Consider the following 20,343-nt stretch of genomic DNA (forward strand, 5'->3'; position numbering starts at 1 on the left):
AAATCACTATCTTTGCACACTCGTAATTCAAGGTTCTGAGTTCAATGTTTAAAGTTGAGAATACCTTGGGTTGCTCCTAAATCTTAAACTTTGAATTTTACAATATGAAATGTGGAATCGTAGGCCTGCCGAATGTAGGTAAATCAACACTTTTTAACTGTCTGAGCAATGCAAAAGCTCAATCAGCAAACTATCCTTTCTGTACTATTGAACCGAACCTTGGAACGGTTTCTGTACCGGATCAGAGATTGTTTGAACTGGAGAAAATCGTAAAACCTGAGAGAGTTTTACCTGCTGTAGTTGAGATTGTGGATATTGCAGGTCTTGTAAAAGGAGCCAGCAAAGGAGAAGGATTGGGGAACCAGTTCTTAGCTAACATCCGTGAGTGTGAAGCGATTATTCACGTTTTAAGATGTTTTGACAATGGAAATATCGTTCACGTAGAAGGTTCTGTAGATCCGTTAAGAGATAAAGAAATTATTGATATAGAGCTTCAGCTGAAAGACCTTGAAACTGTAGGTAAAGCAGTGGAGAAAGCTAAAAAATTCATCAAATCAGGGAAGAAAGAAGATATTCTTACTTACGAAACCCTTCAGAATTTACAGAAATTTCTTGAAGATGGTAAAAATGCAAGAGAATTCGCGACTGATGATTTTACAAAATCAATCATCGGAGAAGTTCAATTGTTGACAAATAAACCGGTTCTTTACGTTTGTAACGTAGATGAAAACTCTATCAAAAACGGAAATGAATGGATCGCTAAGATTGAAGAAATGGCTAAAGGTGAAGGAGCTGAAGTAGTAGTACTGGCAGCTCAGATCGAAGCCGATATCAACGAGCTTGAGACTTTCGAAGAAAGAGAAATTTTCCTTGATGAGCTAGGGCTTACAGAACCTGGTGTTAACCGTTTGATCAGAAAAGCGTATGATCTTTTGAAACTTCAGACGTATTTTACAGCTGGGGTAAAAGAAGTAAGAGCCTGGACTATCGGACAGGGATGGACTGCTCCACAAGCTGCAGGAGTAATCCACACAGACTTTGAAAAAGGATTTATCCGTGCAGAAGTAATCAAGTATAATGATTACGTAAACTATGGTTCTGAAGTAAAAGTAAAAGAAGCCGGAAAGCTTTCTGTAGAAGGGAAAGAATATATCGTGCAGGATGGCGACATCATGCACTTCAGATTCAACGTATAAGAAAAAGTATTAAAGTTAGTTATATTAAAAAGCGCTTCCATGTATTTGGGAGCGTTTTTTGCTTTTATATACATCGGGTTGAATTTTTATTTTGTAATTAAAATTCAGAAAAATTACGCAGCAAAAAAAATGCTCCCTGAAATCAGAGAGCAGTCTTTGTTGTTTTATCTTACAATCAAATACCTGTTTCGAATCTGCATTTTGACTCCATACAAGATGGGGAGAAAACCACACAGTTGCCAACTATATCTGTACATCTTAAATCTGCCTGCCCGCTTCGACACTGTGGCTCATAGCATGAAGGATGAATTTTTGTACATATCGTTCCATTTTGTATACTACATATCATTACGCCTCCTTTAATGGTCTTCAACTCTTTTTTATTCAGTTTTTTACCATTATTTAAATGTTGATTTTTCATTCGTTAAAGTTTTTATGGTTTAGTTTCTTTTCTTTTCTTTTCTTTTACAATTCAATACCAGGCTGGCATTGAATTTCTGCACAGGTAAAAGAATATTTCTTGCAGGTAAGGTCTGGAAGCAGACACATTTCTTTTCCTCCGGTAATTACTCTTAACTGTTTTTTGTTCAGTTTTTTTCCGAGAGTTAAGTTTTTGCTTTTCATTGGTTTAATTTTTAATGGGTTAGTTTTAACGAAAATAATAAAAATAAATGATTTATATCACTGTATATAGAAAAAAATAAAAAAAATATAATACTGTATCTGTAATATCGTGATAAATTTTCAATAGAATAAGTGATTCTATTGAAAATTTCAATAAATACGCATGGTATATTTTTTTGAAATTAAAAAAAATCTTGAGATCGGACGAGCAATCTGTAATCATTTCAAAAAAGGTTGATTGATAACTTCGTATATTTGAATTTTACAAATTATCTGCCATGGAAAAAGCAGCACATACCTCACTGGAAGATTTTTATAAAGAGATGGCTGCCAAACTGGGCAAAGATCTTGAAAGTATTTTCCCAAAAGGACTTCACAAAGACATTGGTCACTTTAATGTTTTTGATATTGCCCAAACAATAGAAAGGGCAAAGACTACTTCTGAGATGCCTTATAACAGGAGGAAATACTATAAAATAAGCTTTATAAAAGGAAGAAACAGGGCAGAATATGCAGATAAAGTCATTTCAATACAACAGAACGCTCTGTTATTTGCAACCCCTAAAGTCCCTTATCACTGGGTTCCTGAAGATCCCGATCAGTCAGGAAGTTTCTGCGTGTTTACCGAAGACTTTTTCATCAAAGATAAATCGTACTACAATCTCGAAGATCTTCCTATCTTTCAGCCAGGCGGAGTTCCTGTTTTTGAAATTGATGGTGAGTTTGCAGAAGAGATTGAAAGCCTCTTTAAAAAGATAAAAAAAGAAATAGATTCAGATTATGTATTTAAATATGATCTGATCAGAAACTATGTTCTGGAGCTGATTCATTATGGGCAGAAATTACAGCCGGCATCCAAAATATCAGCATCCAATAATTCTTCTATGAGAGTGGTTTCTTTATTTATAGAGCTGCTTGAAAGACAGTTTCCTATTGAATCATGGGAACAGAGGCTGCAACTAAAAACAGCAAAAGATTATGCAGACAGGCTGGCAGTTCATGTGAATTATCTAAATAAAAGATTAAAAGAAAACACCGGAAAAACAACCACAGAGTTTATTTCTGACCGGATTATCCAGGAAGCTAAAATACTTTTAAAACAGACGAAATGGAATGTTTCAGAAATATCTTACGCTCTGGGATTTGAAGAGATAGCCCATTTTTCCAATTTCTTTAAAAGGAAAACCACTTTTACTCCGTTGGAATTTCGTTCCTGATTTGAATTTTGCAAATTTCAGATTGATTCAAGCAAATACTTCAGTCTGAAAATATCCCAACTTTGTACCATCAAAATAATCAAAATACAATGAACACAAAAACAAATACTGCACTGGTAACCGGAGGAAGCCGTGGATTAGGGAGAAATTCAGCACTTAAAATTGCTCAAAAAGGATTGGATGTAATTATTACTTACAGAAGCAACAGGGAAGAAGCAGAAGCTGTTGTCCATGAGATCAAATCACTGGGAAGGCATGCTGTTGCATTTCAGCTTGATACAAAAGACATTAAAAGCTTTGATGCATTTGTGAAAAACGTAACAGATCATTTACAGCAGAACACAGGAAGTACTCATATTGATTACCTGATCAATAATGCAGGAACAGCCTTATATTCTCCCATTACAGAAGTTACGGAGGAACAGTTAGATGACGTGGTGGATATTCACTTTAAAGGAGTGTTTTTCCTGACTCAAAAATTACTGCCATTTATTAATGACGGAGGAGGTATTATTAATATTTCTTCCGGTCTGGCAAGATTTGCAACACCGGGATCTTCTGTTTACGGATCAATCAAAGCAGGAGTAGAAATGCTTACGAAATATATGGCGAAAGAATTGGGACCAAGAAAAATCAAAGCCAATGTTGTTGCTCCGGGAGCTATTGAAACAGATTTTGGCGGCGGAAGGGTAAGGGATAATGAAGAGATCAATGCCATGGTGGCTGGTGCTACAGCGCTGGGAAGAGTAGGTCTTCCGGATGATATTGGTGGAGTAGTTGCCTTTCTGTGTACGGAAGATGCAAGATGGATCAATGGACAAAGAATTGAAGTTTCAGGAGGAATGTTTTTATAACATTTATTATAACCAAAATAACCCGGGCGGCTCAGAATGAGCCGCCCGGGTTATTGATCTTTGTTTCACCCCTAAAATTATAATTTAGATAAATTCTCAATCGCCCTTTCTAATGTCTCCTGTTTCTTGGCAAAGCAGAGCCTGATGACATTCTCGTTCAGTTTGTTTTTATAAAATGAAGAGAAAGGAACACTGGCTACCTTATGATTGATGGTAAGTTCTGAAGCAAAATCAAAATCATTTTTATCGGAAATTTTATTATATTTTACCGCCTGAAAATAAGTTCCTTCACAATCAAGGAGTTCAAATGAAGTGCCTTCAAGGCCTTTTCTCAGAAAGTCTCTTTTTTCCTGAAAAAACTGATTCAGATGAGTGTAATGTTCATCATTTTTCATGTATTCTGCCAGCGCAAGCTGAATGGGAGTATTTACACAAAAAACATTGAACTGATGCACCTTTCTGAATTCTTCCGTTAAGATTTTTGGTGCTGCACAATACCCTACTTTCCATCCGGTAACATGGAAAAGCTTCCCAAAAGAGGCCACAAGAAGGCTTCTTTCTTTCAATTCAGGATATTTACAGATACTTAAATGCCGTTTCCCATCAAAAACAATATTTTCATACACTTCATCACTCAAGATAAGGATAGAAGTTCCTTTTACCAGTTTGATAAGTTCCTGTATATCATTTTCTTTCAGGATTTTTCCTGAAGGATTATTAGGGTTGTTAAGAATGATCATTCTGGTTTTTTCACTGACAAGATTTTTTACTTCAGCCCAGTTGATTTCATAATCCGGGGCTTTCATTTCAAATCGTTTTACAATACCTCCGAAAAGTTCTACAGTAGGTTCGTAGCAATCATAGGCCGGTTCAAAAATAATCACTTCGTCATCCTTTTTAATAAAAGAGGCAATAGTGGTGAAAATTGCCTGGGTACCGCCAGCAGTAACTGTTATTTCAGAATCCGGATGGTATATTGCCTGATGGCTGTTTTCAATTTTTCGTGCAATTTCTTCCTTTAAACCAATCATTCCACCAAGAGGAGCGTACTGATTGAAGCCTTTTTTAATAAAATGATCTACATGATTTAATAATTCTGAATCAGGCATAAAATCAGGAAATCCCTGAGACAGGTTGATGGCCTCATTTTCATTGGCAAGCTGAGTCATCTGACTGAAAATAGTAGTTCCTACGTTGGAAAGTTTTGATAATGGAAGTTGTATCATAAAAGCAGTTTTGTTGACCGAATTTAATGAAATATTTACAACAGTCTGAAATTATGGTCGTAAAACTTAGAAAATAACAGATATAAAGAGAATGATGGAAAAGTGTAAGGTAAAATAGTCAGTTGAAGTGTTTGAAATTATTTAAACATTTGTTTAAATCTTTCTTTTGAATCAATGGAAAACCATTTACATTTGTCAGACAACACTTTAAAAACAATCGGGCATCGGGAAAAGAAAAAATTGTAAAATATTACTATAAAAAGACCATCCTTATAGCAGGATGGTCATTATGTTATAAGGAATAAACTTAATAAAAGCTCAATAATAAATCTATCTGTGCATTACTTACTCCTGCGGGTCTGTTTGCTTTAAGCTGAGTGCTTAAGCTGCTTAATCCATAACAATGTTTTAGAAAATTATTTTCAATATTGGCTAAGGTATAGCCGGTAACCTGGTCATTTACCGTTCCCATAGGTTGAGGACTGAATGACTGTCCCAATTCGTTGAAGTTATCCACTAAATTAATAAACAAGCTTGTATAGTCAGAACTTGTATTCAAACTCCAGAACTGATATCCGAAACGGTTAGGAAATACAGGAGGATTAGACGGATTATAATTAGGAGCTCCATAATTAGGGATTCCTCTTTCTCTGTATTCTATTCCTGTTACAAACCATTCTACAGCACATGGCCAGCTTTCCTGCAGCATAGAATTAACCTGTGAATACTGAACTACTCCGGTGTTCATTTTTATAACATGGGACGTATGGGCGAGTTCATGTACCGTGGTTGAAAAATAATCATCAGAGTTATATTCTGTAGTTGAACCAGATCGGAATCTTGCTATTTTCAGGTAAGGAAAAACAACATAATTGATTCCCTGCCAATCTTTAGCTGTATTCTTAGCTATAATGTGCGAACGGTTTCCGCTCGGTCTGATAGGTCTTTGCAAGCCTCCAATATCTTTATAAAAATAACGGTAGGCTGCTCTGAACATATGGCCCTGCATATTTTCATAGCCAGGCATGATGTCATGACTCCAATGGTTACTTTTTATATTATTTCGAACCACTTTGGAAGGGGTAACCTGATTATCTTTTATCACGAAATGCTTTCTATCCATATGCAGCTTGAAATCTACATTTCTGTTATGTTGGAAAGGCAGACCGCTTAAGCCGTATTGACCATTTGCATTGGTGATACCTTCTCTTGTTCTCAACCCCCTTTTAGCGGTAACTTTGGCACCTTCAAAAGGGATCAGTGTATTTAATCTTGTATCAAAAATTCGGATAGTACCATATATTGGAGCACCGCCTCCGCCACCTCCGGGATTCGGGTTTGGATTGGGATACCATTGCCCGGGTTCTCCTATATTATCCCAAGGTATATTATGAGCCAGTTCCCAAGGGGTGAAGCCTGACATATTTTCAGCCCTTTGTACCAGGCTATATACAAATTTGTAATTCATATTACCAGTGCCTAAGAGTTCGATATCCTCTTCGGGAAGATACACTTCCTGAAGAATCTCATAGCTAATCCCGGCAGGTAAGGCCGTCTCGTTTTTCACCGTTGCATATTGTGGGGTAGGCTGATCAGCGGGAATATCGGGATCATGATAGAATTTACCTACTACCAATACTTCTTTATCAAGCGGATAATCATAAAGAATAAGATCGGATTGCTGAAGTGCTTCCAGCTCATCTTCTGTTGTTGGATTAAATTTAATGTATTTGTGTGTAGAGCGAATATTTACAGCAGTGAATGATCTGTTGCCTTCTGCTTTTGGTTCAGCCAGTAATGATTTGTAAGCAGCCATCATGTTTTCAATCGTATAAGGAATAGGAAGCTGTTCTCCTAATACCGTAGGTTCTCCTTCCTCAGCATATTTTGTTTCATCCTCCGAAGTGAGAGTCCTGTTCATAAGTTGAGAATTGGAAGCTTCAGTGTCGAATTGCTCCATCGTATCGGAGCAGGATGCCGTTAAAAGGCAAGCCATGGCAATATAGAGGGTTATTTTTCTCATGTTTTTGATTTTTTAGTTTTTTTGCATTGTTTTCTGATCCGGTAATTGAACTACCGGATGCTTTTCTTTAAAAAGCAACATTCCAATCTGCTGACCGGAATGTATCTTTAAATTGTTATTTAGGCTCAATCCATGGTAATCCGTTCCATGGCATTGTGTAGATGAAAGGAATCCCTCCAATAGGTTGTGGATTGGGAGCAATGGGAGGCTGGGGCTGGGGAATTGCTCCGGGACCGCTAGGTGTAATAAACGCTGTTCCTCCGATAATGGAGTTCATTTGATTTCTCTTGAGTACTTTTCTAGTGATTTTCATGATAATTTTTTTTGTTTAACATGACGAAAATAGAGAAGAATTTTAGCAAAAAACAGCAGCAACTAATAAGTGCGAAGGTTGAATAAGTAAGTGCGAAAGAAAATGTTTATTCGGGTTTTCCTATGATGGAAAGAAAATCATTCTTCTTGCGGTAAGAAACATCCAGAACAGATCCGTCGCTCATCACTACCTGACCGCCTCGGCCTTTAATATACTCCTGAAGATGATCAATATTAATAAGATGCTTATGATGTATCCTGAAAAAATGGTGTTCCATCAGAATAGGTTCAAATTCATGAAGAGTTCTGGATACCATTATTTTTGATTTATCGGCAAGATAAAAAAAGGTATAGCTTGAATCTGCTTCACAGCGGATAATGTTGGATATTTCTATAAACTTAAAGCCCTGAAGAGTAGAAAGAATGATTCTGTTGTCCTTTAAATGAGTATGATGTGAAGGCTGCATTTTTTTGATATGATCCAGTGCCTTATTAACGGCAATAATAAAATCCATTTTTTTTATAGGTTTTAAAAGATAATCTGTAGCCCCATTTTTAATCGCCTGAATAGCAAAATTTTCGTAAGCTGTGATAAAAATAATCTGGGAATGAACTTCATTTAACTTTGAGAGTAAATCGAAAGTGGTTCCATCGCCCAGCTGAACATCCAGAAACAGAATGTCAGGAGAGTTTTTGATAAGGTAAATGTAAGCTTCTTCAACAGAGGAAGCCCGAAATTCTATGTTGATCTCAGGAAATTCATTTTCCATAAGTAATGCAATATAATCTCTTCCGTCTTGTTCATCATCAACAATGCATGCCTGTATTTTATTTCTCATAAGGTCTTATATAAAGTTTGATTTGTGTTCCCTGCCGATTATTTTCAGTAAGGGTATTGATTTCTAAAAATATATTGGTGTCAAAAAGCTGTTTGAAAGTCTCAATTCTTTTATGAGAAAGTTTTACCCCAAAGGAGTTGTCTTTTTTCAAAGATTCCTGATTGGAGATTCCTGGGCCATTATCTTCAATGGTAATACATAAAGAAACATTCGTATAATCAAAGCTGATGATAATTTCTCCTTTTCTGTCTTTTAATCCTGAAATACCATGTTTTATGGCATTTTCTACGAAAGGCTGTATCAGTAAAGAAGGAATAGTCCAGTTTTGATCTATCTGTCCGGAAATAATAATTTTATACTCAAAAAGATCTTTTACACGGAGCTTTTCCATATCAAGATATAAAGTGAGATATTCCACTTCATCTTTTATAGACATGAAGGTTTTTTCCGAATAATAAAGTGTTTTTCGTATCATCTTGGCGAAAATATCCAGGTAGTTTTCTGTTTTGCGGTACTCTTTTTTATATAATAAAAATTGAATGGAATTCAGACAGTTGTAAATAAAATGAGGATTGATCTGAGCTTTAATAGCCTGAAGTTCAAGTTCGGCAATCTTCTTTTCATACTCCATTTTTTCCAGCTTCTTATTCCGTTTTTTATGGAGATAAGAAAAGATAATTATCAATAAAGTTCCGATAAAGATGATCACCAATATCAGCCTGAACCACCAGGTCTGCCAGAAAAGAGGTTTTATATTAAAAGTGATGTCAGAAGAAGCATAGGATTGTTTTCCGTTATATCCTAAACCGTAAACCCGGAAGGTATACTTACCCGGGGGAATAGAGCTGAAGATAATTTTAGAAGAATTATTGATCTGCCATGAATTATTAAGGCCTTCCAGTTTGTATTTATAACTTATTTTTCCCAATGAGGTATAATCAAGAAAGCTGAGATTGAAAATAACCGTATTGTGGGCATAAGCAGTCAGGCTTTTCTGTAGGTCGTAGTGCTCATTATTTTCAATCGATACTGAGTTAATGACCACCTTTTTATGAATAAATTTTTCCTGAGTCAGTAGTTTTTTGATGGAAAATATCCCAAGCCCTTTAGATGTTCCAATGAAGATGGTGTCATTTTTTATCACACAGCCGGCTACCGCATCAGAGGGAAGACCGTCTGTCTGGGTAAAATTATTGATACGTTGATTCTTTGCTGTTAGTTCGATTCTGGATATCCCTGAATTGGTGCTTGCCCAGAACGTATTTTTATTTTCTACCTCTATTTTTTTTACCTGGTCATTGATTAATCCGTTATTCTTTCCGATTTTTCTTAAAATTCCTTTAGTATTAAAAATAATGATTCCATAGAGGTTAGTAGATCCCAGATAGGTGTGGTTATCTAATTTTTTGATATCCGTAAAATAGTATCCTTTTAAAAATAAAGTTTTTTTTCCCGTTCTGACATTATATTTGTACAGATCACTGAAGCTGCCAATAAACAGATTCTCCCTGTCATAAGGAAAAACCGTGTATACCCGCTCCTGAAAAAGAGTGGTTATTTTTTTTCTTTTTAAATTGTATATCAATAAACCGCCTGATGTACAGAAAAATAAGGAATCCGGGGTGTAGGAAACAATGTTTTTGAGAGAACAGTATATTTTTTTAGAAGTGTTATTGGACATATCATGAACAATAACCTTACCTGATAAACCGAAAATGGAAATATTGCCTTTTAAATACACAGCAATATTTTCATCTTTATCACCTTTATCAAGGGTTATATTTTGTATTTTATTGTTTTTGCTGATAAGAGCTCCGGCAGATTGATTGTAGCCGAGAAGAATATTTCCGTTATCTTTTGCAATGGCTTTTATATACTCAGAATTACTTTTTACAGGCAAATTGATATGATTGGCAAAAAGGGATTTTGATATGAAAAACACACCGTTATTACGCGAATTGAACCATACATTATCATCCTTGTCTACCAGAACATTATTGATCACATACCGCTCCAGTATCTTAACAGGAGTATCAAGAGTTTTCTTCTTTTCGGTCAGGGATTGGTTGAAATATAAAACGCCGCCGTTACTTATATTCAACCATAATTTATTGTTTTTATCAATAAGTCCGTAGAAGACATTCTCTTGTGTACTACAGTCATAAGACAGGATTTTTTTTATACCTGAGGAAGCAGAGAGCTGATAAACTTCAATGGTATTTTTATGTAAGAACACAAACAGATCACCTTTTTCACAGATCATACTTCCAATACCTCCTTTCCAATGTTGTTTTTTTCCGGTAGTGATGTTGTAGACAAGTATATCTCCCTGATGAGGATCATGTAAATAGAGATTGTAAGTGTGTGGCTCAAACCTGAGCGTTGCAAAAGATCTTTTCCCATAATCTAATGGAACAGGCATCTTTTTAACTTTTCCATTTTCATAGATGAAAATATTCTGAGGATTGAAATTTCCATAAAAATAAAGTCGGTTTCCGTCACGGGTAACTTTCGGAATTGAGCTTGAAAACTGATTTTTTACATAATCATTAATATTCAGATTGATAACACGGCCGTTTTTTAAATAAGCAAAATCATTCAGAAAGGGAAGAATGAATACCTCACCGTTGGGCAAAGGCTCACAGGATATAATATCAATATTCTTTAAACCTTCTTTCTTACCGTACTGCTTAAATTCTTTTCCATCAAATCTGAATAAGCCGTTATCGCTGCCTATCCAGATGAAGCCATTTTTATCTTGTCTCAGATGATAGGTATAGGAGCAGTTTAATCCTTCCTCATCACTGTAGTTCACCATCCCGGGGATCTGTGAAGGAAATAAGGAGGAAAAGAATAAACTTAGAGATAATGTGAGGAAAGTAAATAAATTTTTCACATGACAATGATAATTTCGTAAATATATAATTTGATTAAGAATAATACAATGTTTGTGGCAGAATATTGAAAAAAAACAAGATGAAAAAATTCGGATAATTTTGGACAATTTCGTACTTTTGTATGTTTGCTGAAATCATATATGTCACAAGAAATAAACCCAACCTACTCCGAAGATAATATCAGAACCCTTGATTGGCAGGAACACATCCGTCTGCGCCCCGGCATGTACATCGGGAAGCTTGGTGATGGTTCTTCCGCTGATGATGGTATTTATATCCTGCTAAAAGAAATTCTTGACAACTCTATTGATGAGTTCAGGATGAGATCAGGGAAAAGAATTGAAATAAAGCTGGACGATGGCAAAGTTACAATTCGTGACTTTGGACGTGGGATTCCGCTAGGGAAGGTGGTAGACGCTGTCTCAAAAATGAATACAGGCGGTAAGTACGATAGTAAAGCCTTTAAAAAATCTGTAGGATTGAACGGAGTTGGTACCAAAGCGGTAAATGCCCTTTCTGACTACTTCAGAGTTCGTTCTTTTCGTGACGGAAAAATGAAAGCTGCTGAATTCTCCCGCGGAATGATCAAAGAAAACTTTGATGAGAAAGAAACGTCGGACAGAAACGGTACTGAAATTTCCTTTATTCCTGATGGAGAAATCTTCCTGCATTTCAAATACAGAAAAGAGTATATCGAAAGAATGCTCCGCAACTATGCTTATCTGAATCCCGGATTAAAAATCCTGTTCAACGGAGAAACCTACTATTCTGAAAACGGTCTTAAAGACTTATTGGAAGAAGAGCTGGAAAGCGATATCCTTTATCCGATCATTCATCTAAAGGATGATGATATTGAGGTAGCCATTACCCATTCTGACAAATCACAGACAGAAACCTATTTCTCATTCGTGAACGGGCAGAATACAACGCAGGGAGGAACACACCTTAATGCATTCCGTGAAGCGTATGTAAAAACGGTTCGTGAATTTTTTAATAAAAGTTTTGATGCTTCTGACATCAGAAAGTCTATCATTGCTGCGATTTCCATTAATGTAGAAGAACCCGTTTTCGAATCCCAGACCAAAACAAAATTAGGATCTAATGATATGGGACCGAACGGACCCACTGTAAGAACATTTATTATTGATTTCCTTAAGAGTAAACTGGATAATTTCTTACACAAAAATCCGGAAATAGCAGAAGCAATCCAGAGAAAAATATTAATTTCAGAAAGAGAAAGAAAAGAACTTTCCGGAATTCAGAAACTGGCCAGAGAAAGAGCAAAAAAAGTATCTCTTCACAATAAAAAACTTCGTGACTGCAGACAACATTATAACGATCAGAAAGCCGAAAGAAAGGGAGATACGCAGATCTTCATTACCGAAGGAGATTCTGCATCCGGATCCATCACAAAATCCAGAGATGTAGAAACGCAGGCCGTATTTTCATTAAAGGGTAAACCGCTTAACTGCTATGGTCTTACCAAGAAAGTAGTGTATGAAAATGAAGAATTTAACCTTCTTCAGGCAGCTTTAAATATTGAAGAAAGTCTGGAAGACCTGAGATACAACCAGGTAATTATTGCTACCGATGCCGATGTTGACGGGATGCACATCCGTCTGCTGATGATTACTTTCTTCCTGCAGTTCTTTCCGGATCTGATTAAAAACGGACACCTTTATATCCTTCAGACTCCGTTATTCAGAGTAAGAAATAAAAAAGAAACAAGATATTGTTATACAGAAACAGAAAGAATAAAAGCATTAAACGAACTGGGGAAAAATCCTGAAATCACCCGATTTAAGGGATTAGGAGAAATCTCTCCGGACGAATTTAAGCATTTCATTGGTAAAGATATCCGTTTAGAACCTGTAGTAGTGGGGAAAGACCAGACGATTGATCAACTTCTGGAATTCTACATGGGAAAAAATACTCCCGACAGACAGACCTTCATTCTTGAAAACCTTGTAGTAGAAGATGATAAGGATATTGATAAAAAAGAAATGCTGGATGAATTAGAAAATTAAAAAAACTTATAACTTAAAAAGCTGGTTGTAAAAAGCATTGCAGACTGAAAAAAGCACACTTTTGGATGAAGTAGGAAATTTAAAACTTACACAGCCAATAAATTAAAATGAGACTAAGTAACCGTAATAAAGCGTCAATTTATAACTCTTTGAGTACACTGCTTGTGATGATGGCAGTATTTGGTTTAACTGTATTCGTAGCTAATGAATATAGATTTCATGCCATGGGTAAAGAAAGTTATTTATTAATTATTGTTCCTGTTTTGCTGCTGATTATCTTTTATATCAGAGGAAGACAGATTTTTGAATATGACAGTGATGGAGAAGCTTTGAATTTTAAAAACAGGAATGTCATTCCTTTTTTTAACAAACCTCTTCATGACGAATTTCCAAAATATAAACTGATAAAATATGATGTAGTTAGTATCCTGTTCTTCAAAAGATTATATATTACCGTTTCCAGTAAGAATAATGGTTCTACCATACTCAAATATCAGATCTCTTATTTAGGCGACAAAGAAGTAAACGATTTAAAACTCTCTCTGAACAAAGTAGTGAAAGCTAATAAAGAGAAAAAAGATAAAATAGATGACGACAGAAGAATATTCGTATGAGGGTGAAAGCCTAAAAAAAGTTTCCGGCCTGTACAAAGACTGGTTTCTTGATTATGCTTCCTATGTAATTCTGGATAGAGCTATCCCTTCAATATATGACGGTTTAAAACCCGTTCAAAGAAGAATTATGCACTCCATGCGGGAGCTGGAAGACGGCCGTTATAATAAAGTGGCCAATATCGTGGGAAATACCATGAAATATCACCCACATGGTGATGCTTCCATTACAGATGCCATGGTGCAGATCGGGCAGAAAGAACTTCTAATAGATACGCAGGGAAACTGGGGTAATATTTACACTGGAGACTCTGCAGCTGCCGCGAGATATATTGAAGCAAGGCTGACACCTTTTGCCCTGGAAGTAGTCTTTAATCCTAAAACTACAGATTGGACTAAGTCTTATGACGGAAGAAACAATGAACCTATCGATTTACCGGTGAAATTCCCGCTGCTTCTAGCACAGGGAGTGGAAGGTATTGGAGTAGGACTTTCTACAAAAATACTTCCTCATAACTTTAATGAACTTATTAACGCATCCGTAGCCTATTTAAAAGGTAAGAAATTTGAACTCTATCCGGACTTTTTAACGGCCGGTTATCTTGATGTTTCAGAATATAATGATGGTCACAGAGGAGGAAAGGTAAGAGCAAGAGCCAAAATTACCCAGACGGATAAACATACATTAGTAATTTCTGAACTTCCTTACTCCAAAACAACAACAGATCTTATTGACTCTATTCTAAAAGCCAACGAGAAAGGAAAGATCAAAATCAAAAAAATTGAGGACAATACTTCAGATAAAGTAGAAATCCTGATCCATATTCATAATGATGTTTCACCGGATAAGACTATTGATGCTCTGTATGCATTTACAGACTGTCAGGTAACAATTTCTCCGAATGCCTGTGTAATTGTAGGAGATAAACCTATGTTTCTGAATGTATCCGATATTCTTAAAACGAATACAGATCATACCGTTTCATTACTGAAGAAAGAATTGGAAATAGAACTTCATGAACTTCAGGAAAGCTGGCACTTCTCTTCACTGGAAAGAATTTTCATTGAAAACAGAATTTATCACGATATTGAAGAGGTAAAAACCTGGGAAGAGGTATTGAAGACCATTGATGCAGGATTAAAACCTCATACCAAACATCTTTTAAGAGCCGTTACAGAAGAGGATATCTTAAAACTGACAGAGATCAGAATCAAGAGGATTTCAAGATTCGATTTAGATAAATTTAAAGAAAATATTGCATCACTGGAAGGTAAAATAGAACAGGTGAAATACAACCTGGCCAACCTGATCGCTTATGCTATCGATTATTATTTAAATATTCAGAAAAAATACGGTAAAGACAAACAAAGAAAGACAGAGCTTAGAATCTTTGATACCATTGATGCTACGAAAGTGGCCGTAGCCAATGAAAAATTCTATGCAAATTTCGAAGAAGGCTTCATTGGAACATCTCTGAAGAAAGATCAGTATTTATTCGACTGTTCCGACATTGATGATATCATCACATTCAGAAAAGACGGAAGTATGAAGGTTGTAAAAGTGGAAGCTAAAACTTTCATTGGTAAAGATATCCTTCATGTTGCCGTATGGAAGAAAAACGATAAAAGGACAGTCTATAATATGATCTACCGGGAAGGCCGTGAAGGACCCTATTATATGAAACGCTTTTCTGTAACCGGAGTAACCCGAAATACAGATTATCCGTTAGCTTCAGATAAAAAAGGTTCTGAAACACTGTATTTCTCAGCCAATCCTAATGGTGAGGCAGAAACCGTAACCGTGCTTTTAAAGCCAAACCCAAGAATCAGAAAGAACAAAATGGAGATCAATTTCTCCGATCTGGCCATCAAAGGCCGTGATTCCAAAGGAAATCTGGTAACTAAATATGCTGTTAAGAAAGTAGATATGAAGGAAGAAGGAGTTTCTACGCTGGCACCCAGAAAAATCTGGTTTGATGATACGGTAAGAAGACTGAATGCCGATGCAAGAGGAACATTGTTGGGAAGCTTTAAAGGAGATGACAAAATTTTGACCATCAATACAAATGGTGAAGTAAAACTGGTATCTTTTGACCTTGGTAATCGTTTTGATGATGAATATCTGGTATTGGAAAAATGGAGACCTGCACAGCCAATCACCTGTATCTATTACGATGGAGAAAAAGATATTTATTTCATCAAGAGATTCCTATTGGAAAATACTGTCAATGTACAGACTTTTATGCCTTCTGAACATCCGAAATCATTCATCGAAAATGTAATTGTTGCCAACAATGTCACGGCAGAAATCATCTTCGCAAAAGATAAAGGAAAGGAACGTGAGCCGGAAACAGTAAATATTGATGAATTCATAGCCGTAAAAGGAATAAAGGCTATTGGAAACCAGTTTACCAAGTTCAAAGTGAAGGCAATCAATATTACCATCCCTGAACCGGTAGAAGAAGAGCCTGAAGTATATGAAGATCCTGAACCTGAAGGAGAAACTGATGAAGAAGGAGGAATTATAGGTGATCTGTTCCAGGGTGATGAATCTTAAAATTAAAGAGAAATGAACATTTTAATATTATTTATTGCAATTACAGCTATTATAAGCTTCATAGCTTTTAATAATCCCGCTATTACGGAAAAATATAAATTTAATGTTGGTGCTATTCTTCATAAAAAAGAATATATTCGATTGCTTTCATCAGGATTTTTACATGCTGATATCATGCACCTCGTATTCAATATGTTTACACTGTATTTCTTTGCACCTATTGTCATTCAGGGCTTCGGAAATATAGGATTTATCATTGTATACCTGGGAGCAATATTGCTGGGGAATTTTCTCTCATTATACATTTATCAAAAACAGCCCTGGTACTCTGCCGTAGGAGCGAGTGGTGGTGTTTCAGGAATTCTTTTTGCTTCCATAGCACTGATTCCTGATCTTAAGATATATCTTTTCTTTATTCCGATTGGTATTCCTGGATTTATTTTTGGGTTAGTCTATTTCGGGTATTCTGTATATATGATGCTGAATCCGAGAATACATGATAATATCGGACATGCTGCTCATTTGGGAGGAGCTTTTTTGGGATTAATATATGCTGTCATCAATGCACCGGAACATGCCATGCAAAATGGAATTTATATAGGAATCATGTCACTTCCGCTCATCTATTTGGGCTATGAAATATTTGTAAGGAAACGAATAGGATAAAAGACTATTCTTAATCAAAATATCAAAACCAATGAACACATAAGAGTTAAACAGTTTCATCATGATACTGATCTATGGTTCATTGGTTTTGCTTTTTCTGCTAAAGATGGTATTCTTTAAAAGCCGATTTCTGGTTCGGGGTATTTTTCTATCTGTTTCTACCTTTTGGTTGTATGAAGCAGGCTTTCAATATCAGCCTATTGATAAAGCGATCGAAGATGCTGTTCAGTATTTTATTGAAAATCCTGTTAAAAATAAAAAAACCAGCTCCTAAAAGCTGGTTTTATCCAATTATCTTGTGATTTTCTGAGTTACATTTTTATTGGAAATAACACAGGCTTTGCTGCAGTTATTGGCATTTGAAATATTAACCTGTACCAATGCAGGCAATGACCTGTACTCTTCCTTGTTGTAAGGCGCTTCAGTGCCATTACTTCCACCTCCTTTAATATCATATTGTACCTGGGCTACTCCTGTGAATCCTGCCGCAGGTTTGAATGAAAGCGCTCCGGTAGTTGGGAAATACGTCCATGTTCCCTGACTGTTGGTATAGACACCATTTGTTATATTGGGAATCACCGCTCCGTTATTATCCAAAAAACGGAATGAATTAAAATCAAGATTGTTATACGAAAGGGTTGGAGGGTTTTGGCCATTTGCCGACGAATAAGCCGCATCATTAAGCAAAGGGTAATAGATTGACTTTATCCCCGGGCATCCGGCAAACAAATCATCGGTTACTTCAGCAGCATAAGGTCTTGTAACCCCTAAGTTTTTCAATAAATGAATATTTTTGGCAGCTCCGGTAGAAGCGGCAAATCCGATTCTGAAAGTAGAAGGCGCTGAAGTATCCAGCGTTCTTACTGTACTGTTGGAAATGGTGGTCTCAGTATATTTCAGAGAAGTGGGGTAGTAATAATTATCAATCACTTTTTCTTTTACCGTTCCGTGCTGTATTTCCAGGGTTATATTGTAACCGCCTGCCGGATTGGGAACAAGGGTAACATATGCTTTACGAAACCTTGCATCATTTTCATTTTGAGGAATTGTTGTTCCGCCACTTTCAATGCTGAATTGTTGAAGAGTCGTATTTTTAATGCCAATGTATTTTCCTGTAGCCGTATCGAGGTAAGCAGATCTGTTGCTGCTTGAAGGGGATGCATTAGTGGCAATACTATAAAGCAACGGATACCCATTATATCCGGCAGGTTCAGCAGAAGACAGGTATTGGTTTCCACGCTTTCCTCTTAATGAAACATTACTTCGTCCATCAGCAAGTCCCACTCCAAATATTCCATTTCTAACCCTTTCGCCCTGGTTAAAGCTTGTTTTAAAGTTTCCGAATTCATCCAGACCTATTCCCAGATAGGCCCCTCTCAGTCCTTCTGTAGATTCTCCTCCGCGTACAAAGCTATATCCTAGTCCTCCACCAAAGTATCCGAGATTAAGCTGGTTTTTAGGGATAGATCCATCCAATAAGAAGATAGAAATCCCATCTCCTCCGTTGGTATTCCCCCCATAAATAGCGAATTCAAACTCGAACTTGATTCCCTGGTCACTCTTGAATATTTTATCAGCAAGTATCACTCCTCCCGAAATATTATTGACACTTCGGGTAAGTCTTAGTCCATCCGTAGTAAAGGTTGCATCATTCTGAACGCCGCTGGTAACTACCTTATAAGCTTCCTGAGGCTGCAGACCCTGGGTGAAATTTACAAAATACGGATAGCCGGTTCCCTGTTCGTTCTGTGCCTGAATATTCTGAGAAAAAATAAACAAGGAAAACGTAAACAAGAATCTTTTGTATCGTAAAATTGAGCTGCTTTTTATCATAACTCAATTATTTAACAACGAAAACAATATTAATAAAAGAACAGTCTGTTGCTGCTGCTTTTACATTATAGGTCATTACTCCATCATCAGAAATAGAAATGTTACTGAATACATTAGGATCAGCATCCGTTACATAATAGTAAAGGTCTTTACTTGACGGAAAAAAAGGAATTGCAGCAGGAGCACTGGTACTTTTTGCTTTTGGAGATCCAAACTGAGTTTTATACAAGGTATATAAATCTTTAGTTCTACCATTAGCTGTGGTGGAAGTGTCAAAAGAAACACTTGGCATGTAAAACATTTTTACAGCATTACTGCTGATACAAAGCCAATCAGGTTTAATTGGAGTTCCGATATTCTGACTTAAACATTTTTTGTCGGTATCATAGATAAGAAGCGAGTTAGCCGGATTTACGATCGCATCTCTTTTTGCTGTGGTAAGTCTGGGTATCAGCATTCCTTTATTTTGGCTATAAACATCCAGAATAGCACTTTCTTCAGGTGTGGATGTGTTAATCCCAACTTGTGCGAAAGAAAGTGAGCTTGCTAAAACGATTGGTAGAAATAATTTTTTAATCATGATGTCTTAATAATTTTTTATCTGTGTATTGTATGTTTTTTTGAAGAAATATTCATCAGGCTTAATTCTTTAGGGAAATAACTATCATCAGCAAGTTCATTGAAATAATGAATTGTTCGGCTTAAAACATGGTATAATAAGATCCGTTCTTTCAAAAGCTCACCATAGATATAGCAAGTATGATTCATCAGGAAACGTTCTAAGTCTAACCTTGATAGTCGAAAAAGTAAATTGAATTATGTAGCCGTATAAGCTTTTAAATAAGTAAGATTCATATTCCTCGTGTTTTTTGCAAATATACAAAGAAATATTCAAGTGTTTGTGTTTATAGAATTAATTCTAAATTTCTCTCAATAATTAACGTATTTTATTTTAAATTTTTAAATAATTTATAAATCAATGAGATTTTTTTTATTATGCAAATCTTTCTATTGTATTAAGAAATCTTAAAAAACTGATGATATTGATACTTGAAAATGAAGAAAAAAATTACCTTTTTAATACAAAGACTGAACAAGAATCTATTTTGAAAAATTATTCAACGCATCATTCAAAGTGCTTAGAAAATTAATATGCTTTGTTTTATTACTTTCAAAAATAAAATCCTTCATGCTTTTGCTTTTATATTGGCTAAAATCACCTATAATAGCCAATCCTATGCGATAGTTTGAGAACTTCTGAAGAATCTCTCCGGCAATTTTTGTTTTTAAATCAAAGAACGCAGGACTTATATTTTTTTCGTGAAGAATAACTTTATCAAAGCCCTGATAATAGATATTTCCCATAAGATCCAGCCCGCCCTGAGCAGACTGGATAATGAGGTCATCAGAAATAATTTCTGCAATTTTCAGGGTATTGATTTCGTGTGATTTGATGAACAT

At 35.9% G+C, this 20,343-nt stretch carries 18 protein-coding genes; 8 read left to right on the forward strand and 10 right to left on the reverse strand.

Translation table 11 applies throughout. The annotated features are described in order from the left end of the window. Positions 1-104 precede the first annotated feature (104 nt). On the forward strand, positions 105-1,196 hold the full coding sequence (gene ychF, locus BW946_RS18220; protein ID WP_062675159.1) for a redox-regulated ATPase YchF: 1,092 nt from the start codon (positions 105-107) through the stop codon (positions 1,194-1,196). A gap of 175 nt (positions 1,197-1,371) precedes the next feature. Here the strand turns inward: ychF and BW946_RS21225 are convergent, their stop codons facing one another. Further along, positions 1,372-1,617: a ComC/BlpC family leader-containing pheromone/bacteriocin gene (locus tag BW946_RS21225; RefSeq protein ID WP_139326030.1), complete on the reverse strand. Its 246-nt coding sequence runs from the start codon at positions 1,615-1,617 to the stop codon at positions 1,372-1,374. 44 nt (positions 1,618-1,661) lie between these two features. Further along, the gene (locus BW946_RS21515) at positions 1,662-1,820 is read right to left on the reverse strand and encodes a hypothetical protein (protein ID WP_170872100.1); all 159 of its coding nucleotides are present in this window, start codon (positions 1,818-1,820) and stop codon (positions 1,662-1,664) included. Positions 1,821-2,098: 278 nt separating this feature from the next. Between BW946_RS21515 and BW946_RS18225 the strand changes: the two genes are divergently transcribed. Together BW946_RS18225 and BW946_RS18230 are read left to right on the forward strand one after the other, a co-directional pair. Continuing rightward, a complete protein-coding gene (locus BW946_RS18225) occupies positions 2,099-3,037 on the forward strand; it encodes a helix-turn-helix domain-containing protein (protein ID WP_076597524.1) in 939 nt (312 codons plus the stop codon). Between the two features lie 89 nt (positions 3,038-3,126). Further along, the gene (locus BW946_RS18230; protein ID WP_076597525.1) at positions 3,127-3,891 is read left to right on the forward strand and encodes an SDR family NAD(P)-dependent oxidoreductase; all 765 of its coding nucleotides are present in this window, start codon (positions 3,127-3,129) and stop codon (positions 3,889-3,891) included. A 77-nt stretch (positions 3,892-3,968) separates the two neighbouring features. Here BW946_RS18230 and BW946_RS18235 read toward each other — a convergent pair whose 3' ends face one another. The 5 genes from BW946_RS18235 to BW946_RS18255 all read right to left on the reverse strand — a co-directional run bounded on the left by BW946_RS18235 (position 3,969) and on the right by BW946_RS18255 (position 11,187). Then, entirely contained in the window at positions 3,969-5,117 is a 1,149-nt protein-coding gene (locus BW946_RS18235) for a methionine aminotransferase (RefSeq protein ID WP_076597526.1), read from the reverse strand. Between the two features lie 307 nt (positions 5,118-5,424). Continuing rightward, on the reverse strand, positions 5,425-7,140 hold the full coding sequence (locus tag BW946_RS18240; protein ID WP_139326031.1) for a hypothetical protein: 1,716 nt from the start codon (positions 7,138-7,140) through the stop codon (positions 5,425-5,427). Positions 7,141-7,255: 115 nt separating this feature from the next. After that, positions 7,256-7,453 carry a hypothetical protein gene (locus tag BW946_RS18245; protein WP_076597528.1) on the reverse strand — a complete coding sequence of 66 codons (198 nt, stop codon included), beginning with the start codon at positions 7,451-7,453 and terminating at the stop codon, positions 7,256-7,258. Between the two features lie 106 nt (positions 7,454-7,559). Next, the gene (locus BW946_RS18250; RefSeq protein WP_076597529.1) at positions 7,560-8,291 is read right to left on the reverse strand and encodes a LytR/AlgR family response regulator transcription factor; all 732 of its coding nucleotides are present in this window, start codon (positions 8,289-8,291) and stop codon (positions 7,560-7,562) included. After that, positions 8,281-11,187, reverse strand: coding sequence for a sensor histidine kinase (locus BW946_RS18255; protein WP_139326032.1), 2,907 nt, complete (start codon positions 11,185-11,187; stop codon positions 8,281-8,283). The genes BW946_RS18250 and BW946_RS18255 overlap by 11 nt, the downstream gene beginning before the upstream one ends. 141 nt (positions 11,188-11,328) lie before the next feature. On the opposite strand from BW946_RS18255, the gene BW946_RS18260 reads away from it, so the two are divergent. From BW946_RS18260 to BW946_RS21230, 5 genes are all read left to right on the forward strand, one after another. After that, positions 11,329-13,215, forward strand: coding sequence for a DNA topoisomerase IV subunit B (locus tag BW946_RS18260; RefSeq protein ID WP_076597531.1), 1,887 nt, complete (start codon positions 11,329-11,331; stop codon positions 13,213-13,215). Between the two features lie 107 nt (positions 13,216-13,322). After that, positions 13,323-13,829 carry a hypothetical protein gene (locus BW946_RS18265; RefSeq protein ID WP_076597532.1) on the forward strand — a complete coding sequence of 169 codons (507 nt, stop codon included), beginning with the start codon at positions 13,323-13,325 and terminating at the stop codon, positions 13,827-13,829. Further along, complete coding sequence (locus BW946_RS18270; protein ID WP_076597533.1) at positions 13,804-16,383, forward strand: DNA gyrase/topoisomerase IV subunit A; 2,580 nt, start codon at positions 13,804-13,806, stop codon at positions 16,381-16,383. The genes BW946_RS18265 and BW946_RS18270 overlap by 26 nt, the downstream gene beginning before the upstream one ends. Positions 16,384-16,395: 12 nt before the next feature. Next, entirely contained in the window at positions 16,396-17,049 is a 654-nt protein-coding gene (locus BW946_RS18275; protein ID WP_076597534.1) for a rhomboid family intramembrane serine protease, read from the forward strand. Between the two features lie 61 nt (positions 17,050-17,110). Continuing rightward, entirely contained in the window at positions 17,111-17,323 is a 213-nt protein-coding gene (locus BW946_RS21230) for a hypothetical protein (protein ID WP_139326033.1), read from the forward strand. 17 nt (positions 17,324-17,340) lie between these two features. Here the strand turns inward: BW946_RS21230 and BW946_RS18280 are convergent, their stop codons facing one another. From BW946_RS18280 to BW946_RS18290, 3 genes are all read right to left on the reverse strand, one after another. Then, a complete protein-coding gene (locus tag BW946_RS18280; protein WP_076597535.1) occupies positions 17,341-18,882 on the reverse strand; it encodes a lectin-like domain-containing protein in 1,542 nt (513 codons plus the stop codon). A gap of 7 nt (positions 18,883-18,889) precedes the next feature. Next, positions 18,890-19,462: a hypothetical protein gene (locus tag BW946_RS18285; RefSeq protein ID WP_083688917.1), complete on the reverse strand. Its 573-nt coding sequence runs from the start codon at positions 19,460-19,462 to the stop codon at positions 18,890-18,892. A gap of 521 nt (positions 19,463-19,983) precedes the next feature. Continuing rightward, a complete protein-coding gene (locus BW946_RS18290) occupies positions 19,984-20,343 on the reverse strand; it encodes a DUF4180 domain-containing protein (RefSeq protein ID WP_076597536.1) in 360 nt (119 codons plus the stop codon).

This window comes from Chryseobacterium sp. RU33C (assembly GCF_900156015.1).
In the GTDB taxonomy this organism is placed as follows: Bacteria; Bacteroidota; Bacteroidia; order Flavobacteriales; family Weeksellaceae; genus Chryseobacterium; species Chryseobacterium candidae.